Genomic DNA, 19863 nt, shown 5'->3' with positions numbered 1-19863 from the left:
TACACTTTAAGTATGAGATTTTAAATTAAAATAACCTAAAATCTGTATTCTAGACTGAGCAACTCCAACCAGGCAAAAATTTGAATTTTTTGTCAAGTTATGTCAAAGCAGCAACTGATACTTTGCCAGCAATTGTCAGGGCGATCGCCTTTAATGCTTGGGCACTAGGCGATTCTGGTTCAGCAACAACCACTGGTACACCTTTGTCACCACCAATTCTAGTAGAAATCTCCAGTGGTACGCACCCCAGCAATGGCACTCCTAACTCAGCGGCTGTCTTGGAACCACCGCCGGAACCAAAAATGTCATACTGCTTATCTGGCATATCTGGTGGAATAAAATAGCTCATATTTTCTACTATTCCTATGATGGGCACATTCATCTGCTGGAACATTCGCAAGCCCTTTCGAGAATCGAGCAGTGCTACATTTTGGGGTGTGGTGACAATAACTGCTCCCACCATTGGCACTGCTTGGGCTAATGTGAGTTGAGCATCGCCTGTTCCAGGTGGCATATCCACAATCAGATAGTCTATTTCTCCCCATTCCACTTGGTAGAGAAACTGGCGAATCACTCCATTAAGCATTGGTCCACGCCAAATGACTGGCTGATCCCGGTCGATTAAAAACCCCATTGAGACTAATTTGACGCCGTAATTGAAAGCAGGTTCCAGAATTTCGCCTTTGTCTGTTGAACGCACTACCATCTCGGCTTCACCCAGTCCTAGCATAGTGGGATCGTTAGGACCATAGATATCAGCATCTAGTAAACCAACCTTCGCCCCTGTTTGAGCCAAAGCAACTGCGACATTTACAGCAACCGTACTTTTGCCAACGCCTCCTTTGCCACTGGAAACTGCAATGATATTCTTAACTCCAGCAATACCAGTGCGATCGCTTAAAGTTTTCTGTTGCGGTGTTTCGGCTGTAACTTCTACAGATACTTCTTTGACTCCTGGAAGCTGTTTCACAGCTTTTTGGCAATCTTCCACAATAAATTCACGCAAAGGACAGGCAGGTGTTGTCAACACTAAGGTAAAGCTAACCTTGCCTCCCTCAATTTTGACGTTGCGAATCATGTTGAGATCTACCAGACTTTTGCGAAGTTCTGGGTCTTGCACTGGTTGCAACACTTTTAGGACTGAACGAGTATCAAGGACATCATACATAATGTTTTTAGTCTTTCGATTGCAATAATTTTTAACAAAACGTTTTGTTATCTACTAGAATCTTAACTTTTAGTGACTCTTAATTTTTCACAGTCTTAAGTCAATAGGCAGTAATCTGTAGTCGGTGAGTCCAAACTCAGTCGTTCTTTTACTCATGACTAATGACTAATGACTCATGACTCATGACTAACAATCAAAACAACCATCCTTGAGAGATTTTCGTTTTCTGGATACCGCTTGTAATGTTGCTTCCTCAACTGCTTGGACTAAGGCTCGTGCTACGCGATCTGCGTAAGGACGAGAAAAAGACCAGATTAAGGGCGACAACCAACCACGTAACGTTACAGAATATGACAAACAAGTGCCACAGACTGTAGATTCTACTTTATAAGTCACCCGTTCTTCTACACCTGGAATTGCTAGTACTCTGACACTCAGTAATTCCCTAGGATTGACGCGTTCTACAAAAATGCGAATCGGAATTGGCGACAAGCGTGTAACCGCTTGATAGATGAGTCCAGGTTTGGGTACTAATCCATATGGAACGTTAGTGCTTTTGAATAATGGATGCCAAGAAACATCTGCTATATCAACCACTTTTTGCCAAAGTTCATCCACAGAAGCAGAACTGATTTCTTGGTAAGTCCGCACTAGAGAAAGGCAAAACCGACGACGTTTGCGCTGGACGAATTTGGATAACCAAGATCCCATTTTCCTATTTCTCCTCGCTACACCTTTTTGGAAACTCTGGCATGGTCAGCATTTGCCTTCAGCCCTTGCATTAAATTTTTTCAAAATTGTCCTCAGCATAGTAAGTCGCCATTTCATATATATGCTAATTTGATGAGTGAAGTGTAACTCAGACTTTTTCATTAACTTTGATTAACAAATACGCTCTTTGAGTCCGGGGACATTAATATACGTTCGCCTTTCGGGGAAGTCTCTGCTCATCGAAAATCCATCGTGCATTATTTTCAAATCCTGGCTCATAACTCGATTATCACTCTAGCGTGTTAATTTGGGCAGCAAAAAAAAAATTAACATAGTGCTCTTGTGAAACTACTTGGTTAGTGACGGCCAGATCAGAAATCCTCTGGGCGAAAAACAACTTTCCTTATATATATCAATCAGCGCCCCCTGCTAATGTGGTCAGAAATTATTCTTTGGACAGAAGTTGAAATTTCCTAGATAAAAAGTGCTTATAGACTTATTTGCCAGAGTGTTGTGTCCATCCTAAAACTTTACATAAACATAAACAACTTGAAAAAAATCAATAAAAGCACAAGTACACACCCATTTGAGGGAAAATAACTATCTGTAGTCAGGTGCGTCAGTTGTGATTAATGCTTGACTATATTTTTATTGGGCAATTTTAGCCTGCTTTCTGGTGTCAGTTGCTCAGAAATTTTCAGTTGAAAAATTCTTGCTTTTACCAAAATTGTAATAAATGGTTCTTGAGTCTATGGTCATCAACTCCCAAACTCCAACAATGCGGGCAGAATCTACTCAAACTCTACCAGCTGACGCCAAAGCCAGAGTTAGTCAGTTCATGAAACAATTGCAAGACAAAATCACTCAAACGTTGGCAGAACTGGATGGTGTAGGGAAATTTCAAGAAGATACGTGGGAACGCCCAGAAGGAGGCGGAGGGCGATCGCGCATTCTACGTGAGGGTGCAATATTTGAGCAAGCTGGGGTCGGTTTTTCGGAAGTTTGGGGTTCTCATCTACCACCTTCAATTTTAGCCCAGCGCCCAGAGGCAGCAGGGCACGGTTTTTATGCCACAGGCACCTCAATGGTGTTACATCCACGTAGTCCGTATGTACCAACTGTTCACCTCAATTATCGCTACTTTGAGGCCGGTCCAGTGTGGTGGTTCGGTGGCGGTGTAGATTTAACGCCTTATTACCCCTTTGCCGAAGATGCAGTCCATTTCCATAAAACACTAAAGCAAGCGTGTGATGCTCATCACCCAGAATATTACCCGGTGTTTAAGCGCTGGTGTGATGAATACTTCTACTTAAAACACCGTGGAGAAACGCGGGGTGTTGGCGGACTGTTTTTTGATTACCAAGAAGGTCGGGGTTCCTTGTATCGCGGTCCTGAGAATGATGGTCCTGCAGCTAGTTACAGTAACCAAGTCGGTACACTAGAACCACGCAGTTGGGAAGAACTGTTTGCTTTTGCACAAGAATGTGGTTACGCCTTTTTACCAGCTTATGTACCAATTGTTGAAAAGCGACACAAAATGGAATATGGCGATCGCGAACGAAATTTTCAACTGTATCGCCGGGGAAGGTATGTAGAATTCAACTTGGTGTATGACCGAGGGACGATTTTTGGATTGCAAACCAACGGACGCACTGAGTCAATTCTGATGTCTCTACCACCCTTGGTCCGCTGGGAATACGGTTATCAACCTGAACCAAACTCTCCTGAAGCCGAGTTGTACGAAATCTTCCTCAAACCTCAAGACTGGGTAAACTGGATACCGAGTAGTCCGAAATCATGAGTTCCAAGAAGTGAAGTATTAATCATCTGCAACTCCAAATTCCCTTGAGAAGCTAAATACGAAAATTCTACACTCAGTATTCAGCACTCACTACTTCTTTAGTGAGTTAGACTACTAAAGAGAAGCACTTAGCAATAAATATGACAGTTGATGTTGTAGCTTTTAAATCATAAGCTACAGCATCGATAAACTTGTCGCAGGTTTGGGTTCCTCACTCAGTCTGGAACTTATTCCAGTAGTAAAAACGAGGAGAAGAGTCGCAAAAACAAGGGTTTTGGCTTTTATCCTGTGAAGAGGAAACTATACCGTAGTCTCTTTATAGAGGAGTGTCAAGGGAAAGTTCAGTGATATATTACATAGATCAAAAAACTTATACTACCCAAGAGGGGAAAACTGTTACCGTTTTAACACCGACTGGTCGCTTGGATATTACTACTGCTTGGCAATTTCGTCTGAAGTTGCAAGAGTGTATTTCTAAACTCAGTCGTCATCTTGTAGTGAATCTCGGTCAAATCAATTTCATAGATAGTTCCGGTCTGACCTCTTTAGTCGCTGGAATGCGCGATGCTGATAAAGTTAAGGGCAGTTTTCGCATTTGTAATGTACATCCAGAAGCAAAATTGGTGTTTGAAGTCACCATGATGGATACAGTTTTTGAAATATTTGAAACAGAACAGGAGGCTTTAGAAAGTGAATCTGATAGTATTGCTAGCTAATATTGCTAGCTAGTACTGAGTTGCATTCAAAGGTAGTAGCTTGGATTAAGAAGCAGTGCACTTACTCACCACACGGATTTTGGCTGTTCGGTGAGTAGACCTCTCCAAAAATGATTTTTAGTACAAGCGCGGGGTATTGGTTTCATAGCCATTTTTGGAGAGGTGTAGTAGTCAAAAGCCCCCATAGCATCTACTGGAGCCAGTGCGTTGGGGAGCGCGCAGCCGAACCGGAGGTTCTCCCCGAAGGACGTCCGGGTTTCCCGACTTGTAGACGCCCGCCAGAAGGCTTCCCGATAGCCGTCAGGCGTGGCGGAGCGCCATAGGGTAGCACCTGGCGTGGAGATCAGATAATTCACGCATTACCATCCCCCTATTTCTAGATGCTATTTCTGAATGCAACTTGGTATGAGCAACAGAAGAATTTTCACGTTACAACTCAGTACTGTTCTCTCTTTGTATAGCAGTAGGGACCTAAAAGTGCTCCCCAAGTGGCTTTTCCAGTGGTGGGATCAATTCCTTTGTCGTAGCTGAGAAATTTATCATCAGTGACCTCAAAGCCTAAGGAAACTTGCACGATATTACCACCGACACTAAAGCAGCAAGGAGTGTCTGGAGGTGGGGTAGCGTTGAACTTATAACTATTGGGGGCTAATAACTGCTGGGTAAGGTTAAGCACACAGCCCGGTAGTAACTCTAAATGATTGGGTGTCAATGTGTTGAGTAAAGCAGGATTTTGACCAGCACCAATCAAAGTACTTGGGTCTTTGATCATATAATACTGGATTTTTAGAGCTACATCAGGCTCACTTCCTTGCAAAATCCGCATAATGCGCTGGCGGTAGGGTCGCTCTAGGTTGACAATATTGGCTTGTTCAGCAAATATGGTAACGCTGTCTTCTGAAAAAAGAGGGACAAGTCTGTGCCACAGACGAAGGTGAACGTACCAAGCCGGCTCTGCAACAGCTTGTTCTCGATTATCAAATTCACCAGAGAGATAATTAGCTACGGTAAGTAGTTGTGCTGGAAAAGTCATAGGTGTCATATTCACGATTCCATGCAAGCAATTTGGTTGTGCAATGTGGTGAATTGTTGTTATAATCACAGCTTACATCTTCTGTGCTCAAAGAATTGCACACCATAAAAGTAATTTTGGCACTACAGTTTTCGCGCTTAAAACTGAAACTTGGCAAAGTGCCATTAAAGCGAGAGAATAATACTACGTCGCCCTTGATATTTGCTTTGTGAATAACCTCCGTACCGTATCTGATACTAAGCGAACTTTCTACAACCTTCATACCCGTCCGATAAACACTATTTATCGTCGGGTTGTGGAAGAATTAATGGTGGAAATGCACCTACTGTCAGTAAAAGTTGATTGTAGCTACGATCCTATTTATGCCTTGGGCGTCATCACTGCTTTTGACCGCTTCATGGAAGGCTATCAGCCAGAACGGGATAAGGAGTCTATTTTTAATGCGCTCCTTCGATCTGTAGAAGAAGATCCACAACGCTACAAACATGATGCTCAACGTTTACAAGCATTGGCGACAAGCATAAGCGCTTCAGAACTCACTGCGTGGTTAAGCCAACAAACTCCTCTCAATCGAGATGCTGACTTTCAAGGCTCTTTACAAGCAATAGCGAACAATCCAAAATTTAAATACAGCCGCTTGTTCGCGATCGGTTTATTCTCTTTATTAGAATACTCAGAGCCAGAGTTAGTGAAGGACGAAAAGAAACGCAACGAAGCACTAAAAACAATAGCCAATGGCTTGAAGATCTCTGATGACAAACTCAACAAAGATTTAGAGATTTATTATTCTAATATAGAGAAGATGTCACAAGCTTTGACAGCGATGTCAGATATGGTTTTAGCCGACCGAAAAAAGCGGGAACAGCGTGCTCAACAATCAAATACCAAAGTCGCTCCGCCAAAAGCTAACGAATAGTTATAAGTTGTAACTATAAAACGCATAATGATGAATTATGAAGCTAGACCTCTGATTCACAATTCATCATTGATGCTCGTTTATCCCTTACTTTAGAAACGTAGTAGTTTGTATATAAAGCTATTAATAATCGAAAGACTTACTAAAATTTATTTTCTATATGTTTAGGTTTTAGCAACAACAAACCATCTTGTGCAGGGGAAGCAGGAAGAGAAAATACTTCCCCCTCATCCTCATTACCTTTTCGGAGTAGGATTGGTTTGTCCGGAAGGCGCTGTTGGTACTTTAGGTAATACAGGAGAAGTTCCTGGATTAACTGGGCTAACACCTTGGTTAATTTGAGATGGATTGGGTATTGTGGGAAGATTGAAGTAGGGGTTAGTTTGTGGATTGATGGGAGTGATGGGTGAAGTGTTGGGTAGAGATGGTATTGCTGGCGCAGAACCAGACGAGGGTAGAGGCGAAGTTGTCGGTTGATTAGAGAAAGATGGTGTTGTGACAAAAGATATGCGATCGCCTCCCACTTGTCGCCACAAGTCTATCATTGATATAACATCATTGTATGTCGCAGTTTGACTGACTTTCAAAGCTAAAATAGCGTTGGGAGTTTGTTGCAGGTGGCTCTTAAAAGTTTCTTTGATCTGTTCCCGTTTAACTGAGTCATTCTCTACGTAAGTTTGCCCTATAGCATCGATCGTCAAAGTTAATATTTGCCGTTGAGCTGTTGCACTAAGTGTATTTGCATTAGGTTTATTAGTAATAGATGGCGTACTGGTAGTTGATTTCGGTAAATTTATACTAATTTCCTCTTGGCGAGTGAATTGCAAAGCTGCCAAAAGAAAAAATGTCAATATACAAAAAACGACATCTATTAAGGGAATGATTTGAATTTGGACGTCTTCTACTGGAGTCTGTAGGTTAATTTTCATTTTCTTGCTCTTCTACCTGAGTTTGGGGCTTTTTTTGTTAACTATCTTTTGGTTCCGACAAATCAGACTCTGAGGAGGGTTCAGGTGTTTCAGAAAACTTGGATTTACCTCTTTTTCGAGGAGAATTGAGCTTATCTGGTATGGAATCCCCTATGATTGTTACAGGTGGTATTATATTTTCAGATCTCATCTTTGTGTAGTCAGGTGGAGACTGGAGATACAGCAACTCCATATCATTGCCTGCCCTGCGAAAAATTTTCACTTGGTTAACGACTATGCCTTGAAATAAGCGGTAGAATGCCAAAGTAACGATCGCAACAATAAGTCCTGTTGCCGTACTAATCAAAGATTCTCCAATACCAGTGGTAACTCCGGCTGTAGATTCGGTTCCTAGATCACCAATGCGAATAGAGCGTAAAGATTGGATTAACCCTAAAACCGTACCTAACAATCCTAACAAAGGTGCAAGAGCAATCACAGTTTCTAGGAGTTTTTCGCCGCGTCGCATTCCAGCCAATTCATCTTCTGCTGTTGCTTCTAACGCCAGTCGGAAACTTTCTAGATCGCTTTTGGGAAGACTTAGAGGTGCATAGAGAAACCGTCCGATGGGCTGCTTTGTTGCAAGTCTTGCAATATCAGCAGCCGACATCCAATCAACACGAGCTGCATCCAAAACACGATTAACTATCTCCTTTTCCTGGCTTAAAATTCGTAACCAGAACCACAAACGCTCAAAAATCACACTTAAAGATAAAATCGACAGAGCAAGCAATGGCCACATTGCTGGTCCGCCCTTCTTAAACAAGTCTAGGATATCCACTGTTGTAAGTTTCCTCCTTTCATTTGTAGTACAATTGTCCTGAAGCACCGATTATTTTAGAGATTAAAGCACAACTATCATAATTGTTTACCATTCAAGAGTTGAGATGAGTGCAATAACTTACGAGTAGCATCTTCCAGACCAACTAGGGCGGTTATTCCCACAGGAAGTGTAGGTCATTATTTGCCAAAATTAAAGGTAACTGAAGGTAAAAATCTATGAATCCGATCCAATCACTTTATACTTGGTACCGCAATGTACTTCGTAACCCTAAGTACCGCTGGTGGGTAATTTTAGGAACACTGCTTTATTTTGTCAGCCCAATTGATGTTGTTCCGGACTTCATTCCGATTGTAGGAGAAATTGATGATGTCTTTCTGATGACATTGCTAGTTACTGAGGTGTCTGGGCTAATGATTGAAGGCTTTAAAACGCGTAAAGGTCAGGTTGACCCTCAAGCCACTAATACTACTACCCAGGATTCTACCTCCAGCGCGAATACAATTGATGTGGATGCTGTTTCTGTTAAGTAGTATTTCTAACATTATAAAACCTAACAACCCCCTCCTTTTTGTTTGTCGCTGCTGACAAATGGACTTTTTAGGAAGGGGGATATTTTTTATTTAGTCATTAGTTATTCAGCTTATAAGTAGTTAAAATATATACCAAATATAGCAGAGAGAATTTTTAATTATTTATTTTTCATTACCTATGACAAAACGCCAAATCATCGGACTGCTACCTGCTGGTGGACAAGCAACCCGGATTTCTCCTTTACCACTTAGCAAAGAGTTATATCCGATTGGTTTTCAAGATTTTGGTGTTAAATCTAACTGGCGTCCGAAGGTTGTTTCTCAATATCTGCTAGAAAAAATGCAACTAGCAGGCATTGATAAAGCATATTTTATACTGCGTTCTGGAAAGTGGGATATACCAGCATATTTTGGAGATGGCACGATGCTTTCCATGAGTTTGGGCTATCTCATTATGGGCTTGTCTTATGGTGTGCCTTTCACCTTAGATCAGGCTTATCCTTTTGTCCAAGATGCGATCATAGCCTTGGGTTTTCCTGATATTTTATTTCAACCTAAAGATGCCTACGTACGAATCTTGACACGCCTTGAAGTTAGTAACGCTGATGTCGTCTTAGGATTATTCCCGACTGATAAACCTCACAAAGCAGGTATGGTTGACTTTGACGATCAAGGTAAAGTACGGCTGATAATTGAAAAACCTCCCCAGTCAGATTTGCGATACATGTGGGGTATTGCAGTTTGGACACCTGCTTTCACACTGTTTTTGCACGAGTATCTTATGACTCTTCCGGTAAATAGTAACCTATCGCTGCAACCAGAAATACCGATTGGCGATGTGATTCAAGCTGCGATTAATAAAGGTTTTCACGTGGAAGCAGAAGTATTTGCCGATGGTACTTACCTTGATATTGGTACACCAGATGATTTAGTGCGGGCTGTGCGGCATTTTGCTGCTTTGGTTGGTGAGGAAGGTGAGTAAAGGCGATGGCGTCATCTGGGTATGTCAGATGAGTTGCCGTAATTCATCTAGAGTATTTACCGTTAGGATAGCTCGTTGAATTGCTTTTAATCGCTGTAAATTGGAAATTCGAGCGATTTCTGGCATCAACTGTAACCCTTCAGTGCCAAATTTTACTTCCAAACCCATTTCAATACTCGACAGCTTCTCCTCTCGCCGTCCTCGTTCCTCACCTCGTGCTTCTCCTCGTGCTTCTCCTTCTCTCAAAATTTGCTGATACCAGGGAGATTCGTTTAACACTGCCATATCCCACCTCATGATTTGCTGAACTAATGCACTGTCTAATACGAAGCTAGCAAAAAATGCTAGAACGGTTTCTAACTGATTCAATTGCTCGTCTGCGCGGAGAATTTGCAAAGCTTGTTGTATGGTGGTTTCTTCGGCGCCTCCCTTGAGGATTGGTACAAAGGGAAGCAAAGATAGCACGGGTTGTTGAAAAGCTATTTCCACATCGACTTCCCAAAGATTTATTACGCGGTAGTCTTGACGCACTTGTAAACCTGCAAACTCTGACTCATAGCGCGTGGGAATTTCGATATCACCTTCTTTGTCTTTAAGGATATTGATAAGTACGGGGTAGGTAGGCAAATCAAATTTCTCGCTAGTGCAGCGTATGCTCGCATTCGCTTAGGCATTTCCGGTTTGTAGCGTAATTGTAACTCGTTGAGTACGAGAAATTGCCCATATTGAGGACTTTGAGCGCGGATTAATACGTCACTCTCGCGGCTAATCCATTGGAATTCGGAGTTGAGAACTTCTTGGGCTGTAATGTCGGGAAGTTGCGTTACCCATTTCACCCAGTTATCGGGTGCGAGGCTGATTAATTTTTTGGTGCTGATGTCAGCGGATTTTGGCATGAGGGAGTTGATGCGCGGTTGTGGCGATGACTCATTTTAGTAGGTTATGGGTAAAAAGGCGATCTGCCGAACGCGAGTGCGTGCGCTTTGCGCGTGAGGCAAGCGAAGCTATCGCCTACCCATTAAGCATCCGATTACCCTCACTCCGGAACGGTGGAGAACTCTTTCAACCCCAATCTCTGCTTATTTTTTAGCAATATTGCTTATTGACAAATGCGTGTCACCTTAAACTATAAAAGTTTGACCGTTAATTTTTTGACGGTACTCTCTATAAGCCTGATTAATTGCTTGGATTCCAGCTTTTGCATTGCTAGAAGTGTTGACATCAGGGTGATATAGCCTTGCTAATCTCAAATAAGCACGTTTTACATCTTTTGGATTGTCAGTTTTTTCTACACCTAAAACTTCCCACCATTCTCCAGATGGTACAAACTCAAGTATGGATTCATCACTGCCAAAGGTTTGACGCCAAATCTTGATTGTGCCGCTTTTTCCACCACTCACCAGTGTCTTGCCATCATAACTGAAGGCAACGGGACTGCATCCAGAAAGAGTTTGTAGTAGTTGCCCAGTTCGTAAATTCCAAATATTAATAATACCGTCTGTGCTGCTACTTGCAAGAGTTTGCCCATTTGGGTTTATCGCAACAGATACAGCCGATGCTGAGTGTCCATTTAGAGTTTTGAGCAATTCTCTAGTGTGGAGATTCCACAGTTTGATGGTAGTGTCTGTACTACCACTAATTAGAGTTTGATTAAACCCCTTCGGGGACGCTGCGCGAACAGGACTGACAGTAACTGTGTTCACTGCTCCTGAATGTCCTCTGATAATATGAGATTGCCCCCAATTTTTTAAATCCCAAATTCTGATAGTTTTATCGGCGCTTCCACTGGCAAGAATTTCGCCATTGGGACTAAAAGCAACAGACAAAACGGCATCTGAGTGTCCATTTAAGGTACGTTTTACTTCTCCTGTGTATCGTCCCCAAATTCTGATAGTCTTATCGGCACTACCACTTGCTAGAATTTTTCCGTCAGGGTTGAAGGCTACTGAGTAAACAAAGCCAGTATGACTGTAGGGAGAGTTCAAATAGAAGAGTGTACGGGAAAATTTTTTTGTGTCTAAATACCAACTGCTGATTTTGCGAGCAACACTCCCACTGACAAGTGTCTTACTATCGGAGGTGATAGCAACAGATAAAACTGCCTCTTCTTGCCCAGCTAAAGTGTAAAGCCATTTTCCTGTTTTTAAGTTCCACAGACGAACTGTTGTGTCATTGCTTGCACTCGCTAGGGTTTGGCTGTCGGGAGTGATGGCGATAGCATTCACTGCGGCTGTGTGTCCCCTAAGAGTCTGCACACATTTCCAAGTTTCAGGTGATGCTCCTTTGAGGGAGACAACTTCTGTTTCAATGTTAGGAGGAGAAGTTTGAGCTTTTTTGTGTAATTCTGTCTTGAGCATCTGTAACTCATCCTCAACTTCCAGAGCGGCAAATTTTTGGTTGAGATCTTCACCAGTCAAAAATGCCTCTAACTCCATCAACGCGTCTAACTCGAACACAGCAGAATAAGTTTCCATCTGCAAGATTTTCTCTTCCATTCTGTCGAAAACCTGTGGTGGTGTTTCTCTTGTTCTGGTTTCGTCTAGCAACTTGGCAATACCGTAGGCGGCGAGTCCAAACACAGCACCAATTCCTGCCATAGGAACTGTGCCAATTCCAAAAGCTAAACCTATTTTGGGTGCGACTAATCCCATACCACCGACAACGCTAGAAACACCAGCACCGCCTATTGCACCAATCCCTATTGCACCATAAGCAGCTGCATCTCCCTCTGCTCTTCCCTTGAAAACACCATAAGCAGCAGCACCAACGACAGCGCCAGCACCAACTACAGGAACTGTGCCAATTCCAACTGCCCCAAATCCTCCGGCTAATCCCATCCCGCCTACTGTTGCAGAAATACCAGCACCTGCTATAGTTCCTCCTGCAATAAATGCTGCACCAGTTTTGGAGTTGTGTGTCACTTATTTTTGTCCTCTGTAATTTCAGTTACCTAAGCTACTCACACCCCATAGCTCACAAAGGAGGTAGTAAACCCGGATTGGGTATTACTGCCTGCATAGCTGCTTGTTTAGCTGCGTAAAAAGCTGCTTCAGCACATTTGTCAATAAAATCAAATTCCGGCTTAGAAGCATGAAAAGGCTTGATACCAAGTACTTCTACTTTGTATTTTTGTTCAAGCTTCAAACCATCTGGTATGCAAATGAAACCCATCTCTGAAGCATCGACATTCTTGATCCAGAATTCGTCGCAAAAAATTGCAGGTCTGTCATAGAGAGCTACTTTTAACTTGCCAGATTCGCTGCTGATGTAGAATTTTATTTCGTGTACGTAAGCCATGTTTTTCCTTATCCAAGTTGTTATATTACTTTGTTTCCACACTTAACCAATGATTTGTGTTTTTTAACTATTTTTTTCAACTCGTTATCAAACTTCTTCCATATTGATAAGAGAGAATAAGCCAGAACTGGCATTTCTCTCTATAAGCATAGCTATGCGATTGTTAGTTCCAAATAGTTGAGATGCTAAATTAATTCCTAGAATGTGAATATTCAGAGTTGGTCTGATGACGAGATAAACTGTATCCTCACTTCTTACTTCTGGTGCTTTACATATTTCGATTTCTAGAGAAGGATATATAAACGATGGTATTTTTTGGAAAACTGTCTGAAACCAGGAAATTAGCTGTTTTTTATCCTGGTTCACATAAGAGCTACTATAATAATTGTCAGAGATTAAGCTTTGAAGTCTTTGTACGTCTTTGGAGTCAATTGATTTTTTGAAATCTCTAAAAAATAGTAAAATATCTCTTTCTAAACCATAAGGATTCCATCTGGTTTCATGTACTTCACGAAATAAGTTAATTCCTGCTTGAAAAACATCAAATAACATAATATTAATTTTACTCAGTCTTACTTTTTCAAGAAACGCGCTCCTTTCCCACGATTGCAATCTGTACACAACGTTTGCAAATTGTTGAGGTCATTACTACCACCTTTGGAAAAAGGTACAATATGATCAACTTCTAATTGCACTTGCTGACTACTGCGACCACAAAAAACGCACTTATAACCGTCTTTGTGTAAAACCGACACACGAACTGATGCAGGAATGTGGCGGGAGCGTTTACTACTATCTTGCTTTGACTTATACCAGTTCTCTGTAAACTTGCACTTAATACTTACTCTTTAATTCTTGGCGTTCTTGGCGTCTTGGCGGTTCGTTTAATAAATATTAAGTGCATCTTCATGGAGAATTGGTATTAGTTCGGGATTTGGTAGCAGCAGACTTTTTCACCTTTGGCTTTTTAGATTTATCAGCCTTTTCACTGTTAGCCTGATGAATCAAATCCCGAATCAAACCACGCACAAATTTCTGGACAGGATTGGGAGTCTGTTTTGTCACGACTTATCAAACAGCTTTTTCAAACCATAAGCTGCGAGTCCAACTACTGCGCCAGCTGCTACAACCGGCGCAGCACCAATAGCGACAGCAGTTCCTCCAACTGCTAAACCCATACCTCCAACGACAGCAGAAACTCCTACTCCAACTGCTGCTCCTCCTGCGACTGCACCTATAGCTGTGGCGTCTCCCTCTTCTATTGCCTTCTTAGCCCCATAAGCAGCGGTGCCAATAACTGCACCAGCAGCAGTCACAGGAGCCATGCCGATTGCTACGCCTCCAAAACCTCCAACTAATCCCATACCGCCAACGATTGCGGATACACTAACACCAGCTATAGTTCCTCCAGCTACTAATGCTGTACCTTCTACTTTATCTTTCAGTTCTTCGTTATGATTATCTGTCATTATTTGACTTACGTATGCTTAAGTATATTACATCTAACCTAAACAACTAAATTGTTACTGTCCAGGAATAATCAATAAAATATTGTCTAATCTTCTTAAAGTTTGTTTAAAGCCCTCCACTGCTGGGGATTGCAACCCGTTATGGATGAAACCAACACTTTCCTCACTCCCTCACCCAAGAGTGTTTATTCAGAATTTAAAAGTACTATTTGTTACGCTTTCACCAAGTTTGGCATAGATGAATTTGAAAATTCCAGACATACCTTGCAGTATAGTCTGGAATTATGTCAACTTATTTACAAGAAACTCTAACAACAATCACCGTGAGCATCCATTCTTAGGTAGACAAGAAAATGAAATAAAAATAGCTTCTACCTCTAAACAATCTCCTCATATTGAGTTGAATGTGACATTTTATTCCCGTTTTCCTGTTCCTCATCATCACTGTGGTTAAGAGCGCTATGGTTAGTCTTACTAATCATGTAATCCATGTGTGGTGTCTTGGCACAAACTAGCAGTAGCGCAGCCAGAATCAACAGTAAACCACAAATTGATGCAGCCTGAACCCAAGTAATTTCCAGTGCTCCGTGAACAATGACTTCTCGTAGTACAGATACTATTGACACCTCCACTGCTACTCCTACAGCAATGCTATGCTCCTGCAAGTAAACCATTAGAAGTCGGAATAATTCGACCAAAATCAACAAAAATAGTATTTTTGCAGTCACTTGTTGATGATTTAATGGCACTGTAAGCTGGGTAAATATCTCCCACAGTTGCATAACCATGTAGGCAAACAAACTCAAACACAGGACAATCACAATTAAGTCTTGGAAAGCCTCCATGTTGCGAACAATTCGTTGTCTGTCAATCCAGCGATTGTGAAATAAATATTGACTCTTCTGGCGCTTTTTTTTTTGCATTTTCATTTCCACCGGCACAACTACAGAGCAAATTAGTCAGTCCACCTAATGTTATTAACAAGAACTAGAGTTTTTTTGAGAGTTCTATGAGTGGCAAGCTTTGAACAAAAATTATTTACGATTGCTTGCAAAATATTCCCAAACGATCTTTTTCGTAATTTTCTTACCTAAAGAAAATTACGAAAAGCTTTCAAAATGTAGCTGGCACAATCTCAGAACAGGATGTTTGAGAAGTATTGTTGTCAACAAATACACCATTTAGATTTCCCTTTACCTCCCAACCGCATCCGGAAACATCCTAAATGCAGTGCGAGCCGGAAAGCTCGTGTACTAATGCGAGTTTTCCGGCTCGCATTAGGTTCACAAGATTAGAATGCTCTCAAGGCACCGAGGATTTAGGGAACTCGCCGATAAATCTTGGTACAAGACGACACTTTCCAAACATCCTTACAGAGGTGTGGTACAAGAAACACTTTTTATATTTTATGAGAGATTATTTGATACCAAAACTTGGGTTTAATCCCCCTTAATGTTATAGCTTGCGCAGGTGCATTTGGTCAGTGTAGCTGAGGTAGTATGTTTCACAATTGCCCTGCAAGGCGTAAAGTATTCTGGAGTAAATCCAATTGTTCTATTGTTAGTTGATTCATATTTTTGTTTCTATCTCGGAGAGTCTTTAATTCACAGCTTTTGCTTTAAAAAGGTGCGTTAACGCAGCGGTAACGCACCCTATACCCACTTCAGACTTAAGCTGCTATATTTTGCCCAAACTCTATCAAGAAGCGGAACGCTTTCAGAATATAGCTAGCACACTCTTTTGGAGAGGTGTTGTAGAATGATCGCCATGCATTGGCTTTATCTTCATCATAGCGATCGCCCCTTTTCGGATGACTCTCTAACCATGCTAATCGCACGGCGTGACCGATTAACACATCCAACACGATATATTCTTCAATTTGTAAGTTGGGGTTGTTGGATGCAACTGCTGCTAATTCCGTCAACGCCTCAATATTAACTTGTCGGTATTCGGGAGCCTCTATTTTATTTAGCAAATGCTCTACTTGCAAGGCAAAATTCTTTTCTCCTGCTGTCATTTCTGACAAAATGACTTCGCTATCCAAACGGTTGCGGCGTTCTAGCTTATCGCCAATCACCAACCCTTTGCAATGTTCCATCACCAGCCAAACCTGCTTGAAAAAGTCTTTTGGAACACGTCCTGTTGCTCCCTCAGCTTGGCGGAACCGTCGCCAACCGCCGGATGGTACATCTATTTCATCTCCTGAAGCTGGTACCACGATCCAATCTATGTCACTTTCTTTTTGTTTGAGGTGCAGAGATTCTTGCTGACGTAATAGCTGACTCAAGTTGACGTATTCAAATAATACCTGACGTACTCGTGTTTGAACTTCCGAAGGTGACAGTTGCATAAGGTGTTCATAAGCCTCATCCTGAGTAAGGTTTAACTCTTGCACCAGTTCGCTGGTAATCAACAGAATCATGTAACCAATTCTGAGGGTAAGTAGTCCTTTAAACAGTTCTGGTTCTGTCTTGATTAAAGCACTCAGATAAATCAGAACTTCTTGAGTCAGAACGCGATCGCTTATATCTTCCCGACAATAGTCATTTATTTTCTCAACAATTTCGCTGTGCGACAGAGGAATAGTGATGAGTGAATCTTAGCTGTAAGACTTACCCACAGCAACTTGCTTACCCCGCACCACAATACTTGTCACTACGTCCGACAAGCCGATATCGCTCATTTGTCGCAACCCTGCAGCACGACGCACAACTGCCCAAATGCCGGAATCGCCTGCTTTAGTGTAAACTTCATCCAGCAAATCTGCCACAGTTACGGGATTTTCTGCTCCGCCAAAGCCTGTATCAAATTCTAACCCTTCCAAACGAACCAAAGTCTGCAATAATTCTATTTGCTCGTAGAGATTTTCCGATGAACGTAAAGAGGAGAGCAACAATTTTAAGGTTGTTTCGCACTCCATTTTAAATTCTTGAGTATGTTTTAAGGGCCAATTTCCTTCTGGATTGTAAATTAGATACGAGCAGCGAGGCGCAGTATCTTTGATGGAAGATAGAGAATATTCAAAATCATCTTGAAGAAAATCAATCCGTTGTGTTCCAGCAGTCAACATCAACTGATTAAGACGCCCCAATTTTACCCGTACACCGTTACAAATGCCGTTATTTAGTTCTTGCATCAGAGCAAGTAATGCCTCACTACCTGTTTCCAACATGGTATGAGTCAACATTAAAGTCAGGATAGGACGCCCTAAATCAATCCAATATTTTTGGATATAAGCAAGTTCACTTCTAATTTGATAAACCAGAAAATGGTAATCAAGAGTTAAGTAAAACACTTGAGAGTCCAAAACCGAGGGCAGAAAAACAACTGTCTCCCCACGAATACGAAAAATCTTAGATGTTGTGAGACTTCTCAAACGTCGCACTGGACGTCCTGTTAAACCAAGTTTATCGTTGCGTCCAACTTGGGTATAAATAGCTGAAAGATCCTCTGCGAGTCGAACCTGAATTGGTTCGACTTGTTTGGGTGTTTGTGTCTCAATTCCATGAACTGCCAGTTTGGCTTGTAAATCTTCATCTTCTGCAAGTAAAGCGATTTGTACGACAGCTTGCTGGTTTTTTCCTACGCATAAATATCTTCCCAAAGGGTCAATATCTCCAACTGCTATCAATCCTTCACTTAACATTTGACCTAGAAAATACAAACTCTGCGCCCATACGAGCGGAACATTTTCGTTAGGTAAACGTGGCTGAGTTTGAGGTGCTAACTTCTCTGCCTCTATAGATTCTTCTGGGAGATAATAAAGTTCTGGAACTAGATGCAAACCATCACGCTCAATCAATAAAGATTCTAAACGCTCTTGGTAATGTTTCACTTGTTCTTGTTCGCCACGAAACAAACCATCTAGAAATAAATAGGTGAAAAATAAAGGCCATTCACACTCAATTTGCTCGAATTGTTTGAGTTCTAATGGTTCGTAGTGTAAGCGGTTTTTGTCTTCTAAAACTGTTTGGTGTCCATCACGCAGGAAGCGCTTGCAGCCGTATTTTCCTTCGAGTTTATTGATAATATCGTTGTGGGTACGTTCCCGCAGATCTACATCTTCTACAGCAAATGCTGGAAAACCAATAACGCTCAACAACGCGGCATCGATTTCTTTTGAAGACGATTCTCTAGGTAATAGAGATTCTAGCGTAATCCTGGCACGAGCGATTTCATCTGGCAGCGCATGAATCACCGATGCTTGACAACCGTGTACACCAAATAAATCCAAACCATTAATCGCTTCCAATGCAGCTTTTGCCATACCTACAGAACTGGCATTCAATTCTGCATTGCCATGATTAATTTTATTACCTCGTTCCCAAATACCGAAATCTGGAGTACGATACGCCCGTCCAATATAGTAAACTAAATTTTGGACGAAATTCACTTCATCAAATGTGTAAATGATCTGCAATCCTGAAGCAGTCATTTGCGCCAATATCAGAATAAATATTGATGTGGCATCTAATTGCAAATGTCCCCATTCGTCATCACCAACAACAATATCACCCGTAGCAGTGTTGTACTTAGCGTGTAAAGCATCCAACGAAGATTGAGTGTGCTTGAATTGCTCTAATTTAGCGCTTTGGCGCATCATAGCAAATAACAAACCCCGCATCAACTTAACGACGCTATGTTCTAGCTCATATGTGCGTCCCTTGTCATCATCAACTTTCCGGTAGGCGATCGCCAACCCCCAAACTGCCAGAATGCTGTAAACGTTATCACGTACCCAAGCATCAGTGTAATCTCCGTGGGCAGTTATCGCTGTGCTTGCTGGTAGCAAACCTGTAATTGGGTTTTGACGGGTAAGGATAATTGTCTTGATTTGCTGATAATAACATTCAAGACGAGCTTGTAGTTGAGTGGCTGTTTTCATAGTTAATTTGTTACGTTGTTTCACCGAATGCAACCCTGAGATCGTGAAGTAAATTATGTCAGCAAAGCCAAAACTACCTTTGTAGTAGGCACTTGTTTTGTGGATCGAAATGAGAAATGAATTGTCGTCTCCTGTCAAGATACAAGTTAGCTTCTCCATTTTTAGAGAAAGATACTCGAAATGTCAAATTTTTTCAAATATTTATCAGCTATTAGACGACTTTCTCTTGTTCTGAAAATTAGTTTTATTAATACTCCATAAGAATAAACTTCTACATAAGGGTCATAGACACGTAGGAAATCGCTAGAAAAATTGTAGTTTTTCAAAACATAAAACAGATATCTAATTATCATTTTTTTAGAAGGAGTTAATATCTGTTTATACCTGAAAAGCAAAATAATTCTCAATTACTAAAAGTTGTTTATTCCCAAGTCAAAGTCAACTGCACGACTGAATTGATACCAGTGGAGTTATAGCAGTTCTCGTTTGCATGAAGTACATTTTTCAACCTCACCACGCCAGGTGCCTCAAGTCGGGGGACCCGCCCACGGTGAGACAGCGCTGCAGGAGGTGAGACCAGTGCTGCGGGAGGGTCTCCCTCCG

18 protein-coding genes and 2 pseudogenes are annotated in these 19863 nt (G+C 41.6%); 5 read left to right on the top strand and 15 right to left on the bottom strand.

What is annotated here, in order from left to right:
* Positions 1–97: 97 nt before the first annotated feature.
* The gene (locus AC5590_RS14790; RefSeq protein WP_169264369.1) at positions 98–1168 is read right to left on the bottom strand and encodes an Mrp/NBP35 family ATP-binding protein; all 1071 of its coding nucleotides are present in this window, start codon (positions 1166–1168) and stop codon (positions 98–100) included.
* A 186-nt stretch (positions 1169–1354) separates the two neighbouring features.
* Complete coding sequence (locus AC5590_RS14785) at positions 1355–1879, bottom strand: SRPBCC family protein (protein WP_169264368.1); 525 nt, start codon at positions 1877–1879, stop codon at positions 1355–1357.
* A 751-nt stretch (positions 1880–2630) separates the two neighbouring features.
* Between AC5590_RS14785 and hemF the strand changes: the two genes are divergently transcribed.
* Positions 2631–3680 carry an oxygen-dependent coproporphyrinogen oxidase gene (gene hemF, locus AC5590_RS14780; protein WP_169264405.1) on the top strand — a complete coding sequence of 350 codons (1050 nt, stop codon included), beginning with the start codon at positions 2631–2633 and terminating at the stop codon, positions 3678–3680.
* 347 nt (positions 3681–4027) lie between these two features.
* Entirely contained in the window at positions 4028–4396 is a 369-nt protein-coding gene (locus AC5590_RS14775) for an STAS domain-containing protein (protein ID WP_169264404.1), read from the top strand.
* 436 nt (positions 4397–4832) lie between these two features.
* On the opposite strand, the gene AC5590_RS14770 is transcribed toward AC5590_RS14775, so the two are convergent.
* Complete coding sequence (locus AC5590_RS14770; protein ID WP_169264403.1) at positions 4833–5429, bottom strand: chromophore lyase CpcT/CpeT; 597 nt, start codon at positions 5427–5429, stop codon at positions 4833–4835.
* A 208-nt stretch (positions 5430–5637) separates the two neighbouring features.
* On the opposite strand from AC5590_RS14770, the gene psb29 reads away from it, so the two are divergent.
* Positions 5638–6345, top strand: a complete 708-nt coding sequence (gene psb29, locus AC5590_RS14765; RefSeq protein ID WP_169264367.1) for a photosystem II biogenesis protein Psp29 — start codon at positions 5638–5640, stop codon at positions 6343–6345.
* A gap of 236 nt (positions 6346–6581) precedes the next feature.
* Here psb29 and AC5590_RS14760 read toward each other — a convergent pair whose 3' ends face one another.
* Together AC5590_RS14760 and AC5590_RS14755 are read right to left on the bottom strand one after the other, a co-directional pair.
* Complete coding sequence (locus AC5590_RS14760; protein WP_169264366.1) at positions 6582–7274, bottom strand: ExbD/TolR family protein; 693 nt, start codon at positions 7272–7274, stop codon at positions 6582–6584.
* Between the two features lie 37 nt (positions 7275–7311).
* Entirely contained in the window at positions 7312–8094 is a 783-nt protein-coding gene (locus AC5590_RS14755; protein WP_169264365.1) for a MotA/TolQ/ExbB proton channel family protein, read from the bottom strand.
* A gap of 218 nt (positions 8095–8312) precedes the next feature.
* Here AC5590_RS14755 and AC5590_RS14750 point away from each other — a divergent pair, with 218 nt between their 5' ends.
* Complete coding sequence (locus AC5590_RS14750) at positions 8313–8627, top strand: YkvA family protein (protein ID WP_169264364.1); 315 nt, start codon at positions 8313–8315, stop codon at positions 8625–8627.
* A 178-nt stretch (positions 8628–8805) separates the two neighbouring features.
* A complete protein-coding gene (locus tag AC5590_RS14745; RefSeq protein ID WP_169264363.1) occupies positions 8806–9609 on the top strand; it encodes a sugar phosphate nucleotidyltransferase in 804 nt (267 codons plus the stop codon).
* 24 nt (positions 9610–9633) lie between these two features.
* Here AC5590_RS14745 and AC5590_RS14740 read toward each other — a convergent pair.
* The 10 genes and pseudogenes from AC5590_RS14740 to AC5590_RS14695 form a co-directional block, all read right to left on the bottom strand.
* Positions 9634–10505 (bottom strand): annotated as a pseudogene (locus AC5590_RS14740) (Rpn family recombination-promoting nuclease/putative transposase).
* Positions 10506–10730: 225 nt separating this feature from the next.
* The gene (locus AC5590_RS14735; protein WP_169264362.1) at positions 10731–12530 is read right to left on the bottom strand and encodes a DnaJ domain-containing protein; all 1800 of its coding nucleotides are present in this window, start codon (positions 12528–12530) and stop codon (positions 10731–10733) included.
* Between the two features lie 52 nt (positions 12531–12582).
* Entirely contained in the window at positions 12583–12906 is a 324-nt protein-coding gene (locus AC5590_RS14730; protein ID WP_211178372.1) for a hypothetical protein, read from the bottom strand.
* An 87-nt stretch (positions 12907–12993) separates the two neighbouring features.
* Positions 12994–13458 (bottom strand): hypothetical protein, encoded by a 465-nt coding sequence (locus AC5590_RS14725; protein WP_169264361.1) that lies wholly within the window; start codon positions 13456–13458, stop codon positions 12994–12996.
* 20 nt (positions 13459–13478) lie between these two features.
* The gene (locus tag AC5590_RS14720; RefSeq protein ID WP_348982699.1) at positions 13479–13661 is read right to left on the bottom strand and encodes an HNH endonuclease; all 183 of its coding nucleotides are present in this window, start codon (positions 13659–13661) and stop codon (positions 13479–13481) included.
* A 151-nt stretch (positions 13662–13812) separates the two neighbouring features.
* Positions 13813–13971, bottom strand: a complete 159-nt coding sequence (locus AC5590_RS14715) for a hypothetical protein (RefSeq protein WP_169264360.1) — start codon at positions 13969–13971, stop codon at positions 13813–13815.
* The gene (locus AC5590_RS14710; RefSeq protein WP_211178371.1) at positions 13968–14375 is read right to left on the bottom strand and encodes a hypothetical protein; all 408 of its coding nucleotides are present in this window, start codon (positions 14373–14375) and stop codon (positions 13968–13970) included. The genes AC5590_RS14715 and AC5590_RS14710 overlap by 4 nt, the downstream gene beginning before the upstream one ends.
* A gap of 377 nt (positions 14376–14752) precedes the next feature.
* Complete coding sequence (locus tag AC5590_RS14705) at positions 14753–15298, bottom strand: phosphate-starvation-inducible PsiE family protein (protein WP_169264359.1); 546 nt, start codon at positions 15296–15298, stop codon at positions 14753–14755.
* 746 nt (positions 15299–16044) lie between these two features.
* Positions 16045–19260, bottom strand: a pseudogene (locus tag AC5590_RS14700) (phosphorylase b kinase regulatory subunit alpha/beta).
* Positions 19261–19681: 421 nt separating this feature from the next.
* Positions 19682–19863, bottom strand: a 182-nt coding sequence (locus AC5590_RS14695; RefSeq protein WP_211178370.1) for a hypothetical protein, incomplete at its 5' end; no start/stop codon positions are given.

The organism is Brasilonema octagenarum UFV-OR1 (genome assembly GCF_963888615.1).
Taxonomy (GTDB): domain Bacteria; phylum Cyanobacteriota; class Cyanobacteriia; order Cyanobacteriales; family Nostocaceae; genus Brasilonema; species Brasilonema sennae.
The sequence above is the reverse complement of the archived record's forward strand: the minus strand, read 5'-3'. Positions and strand labels throughout refer to the sequence as shown.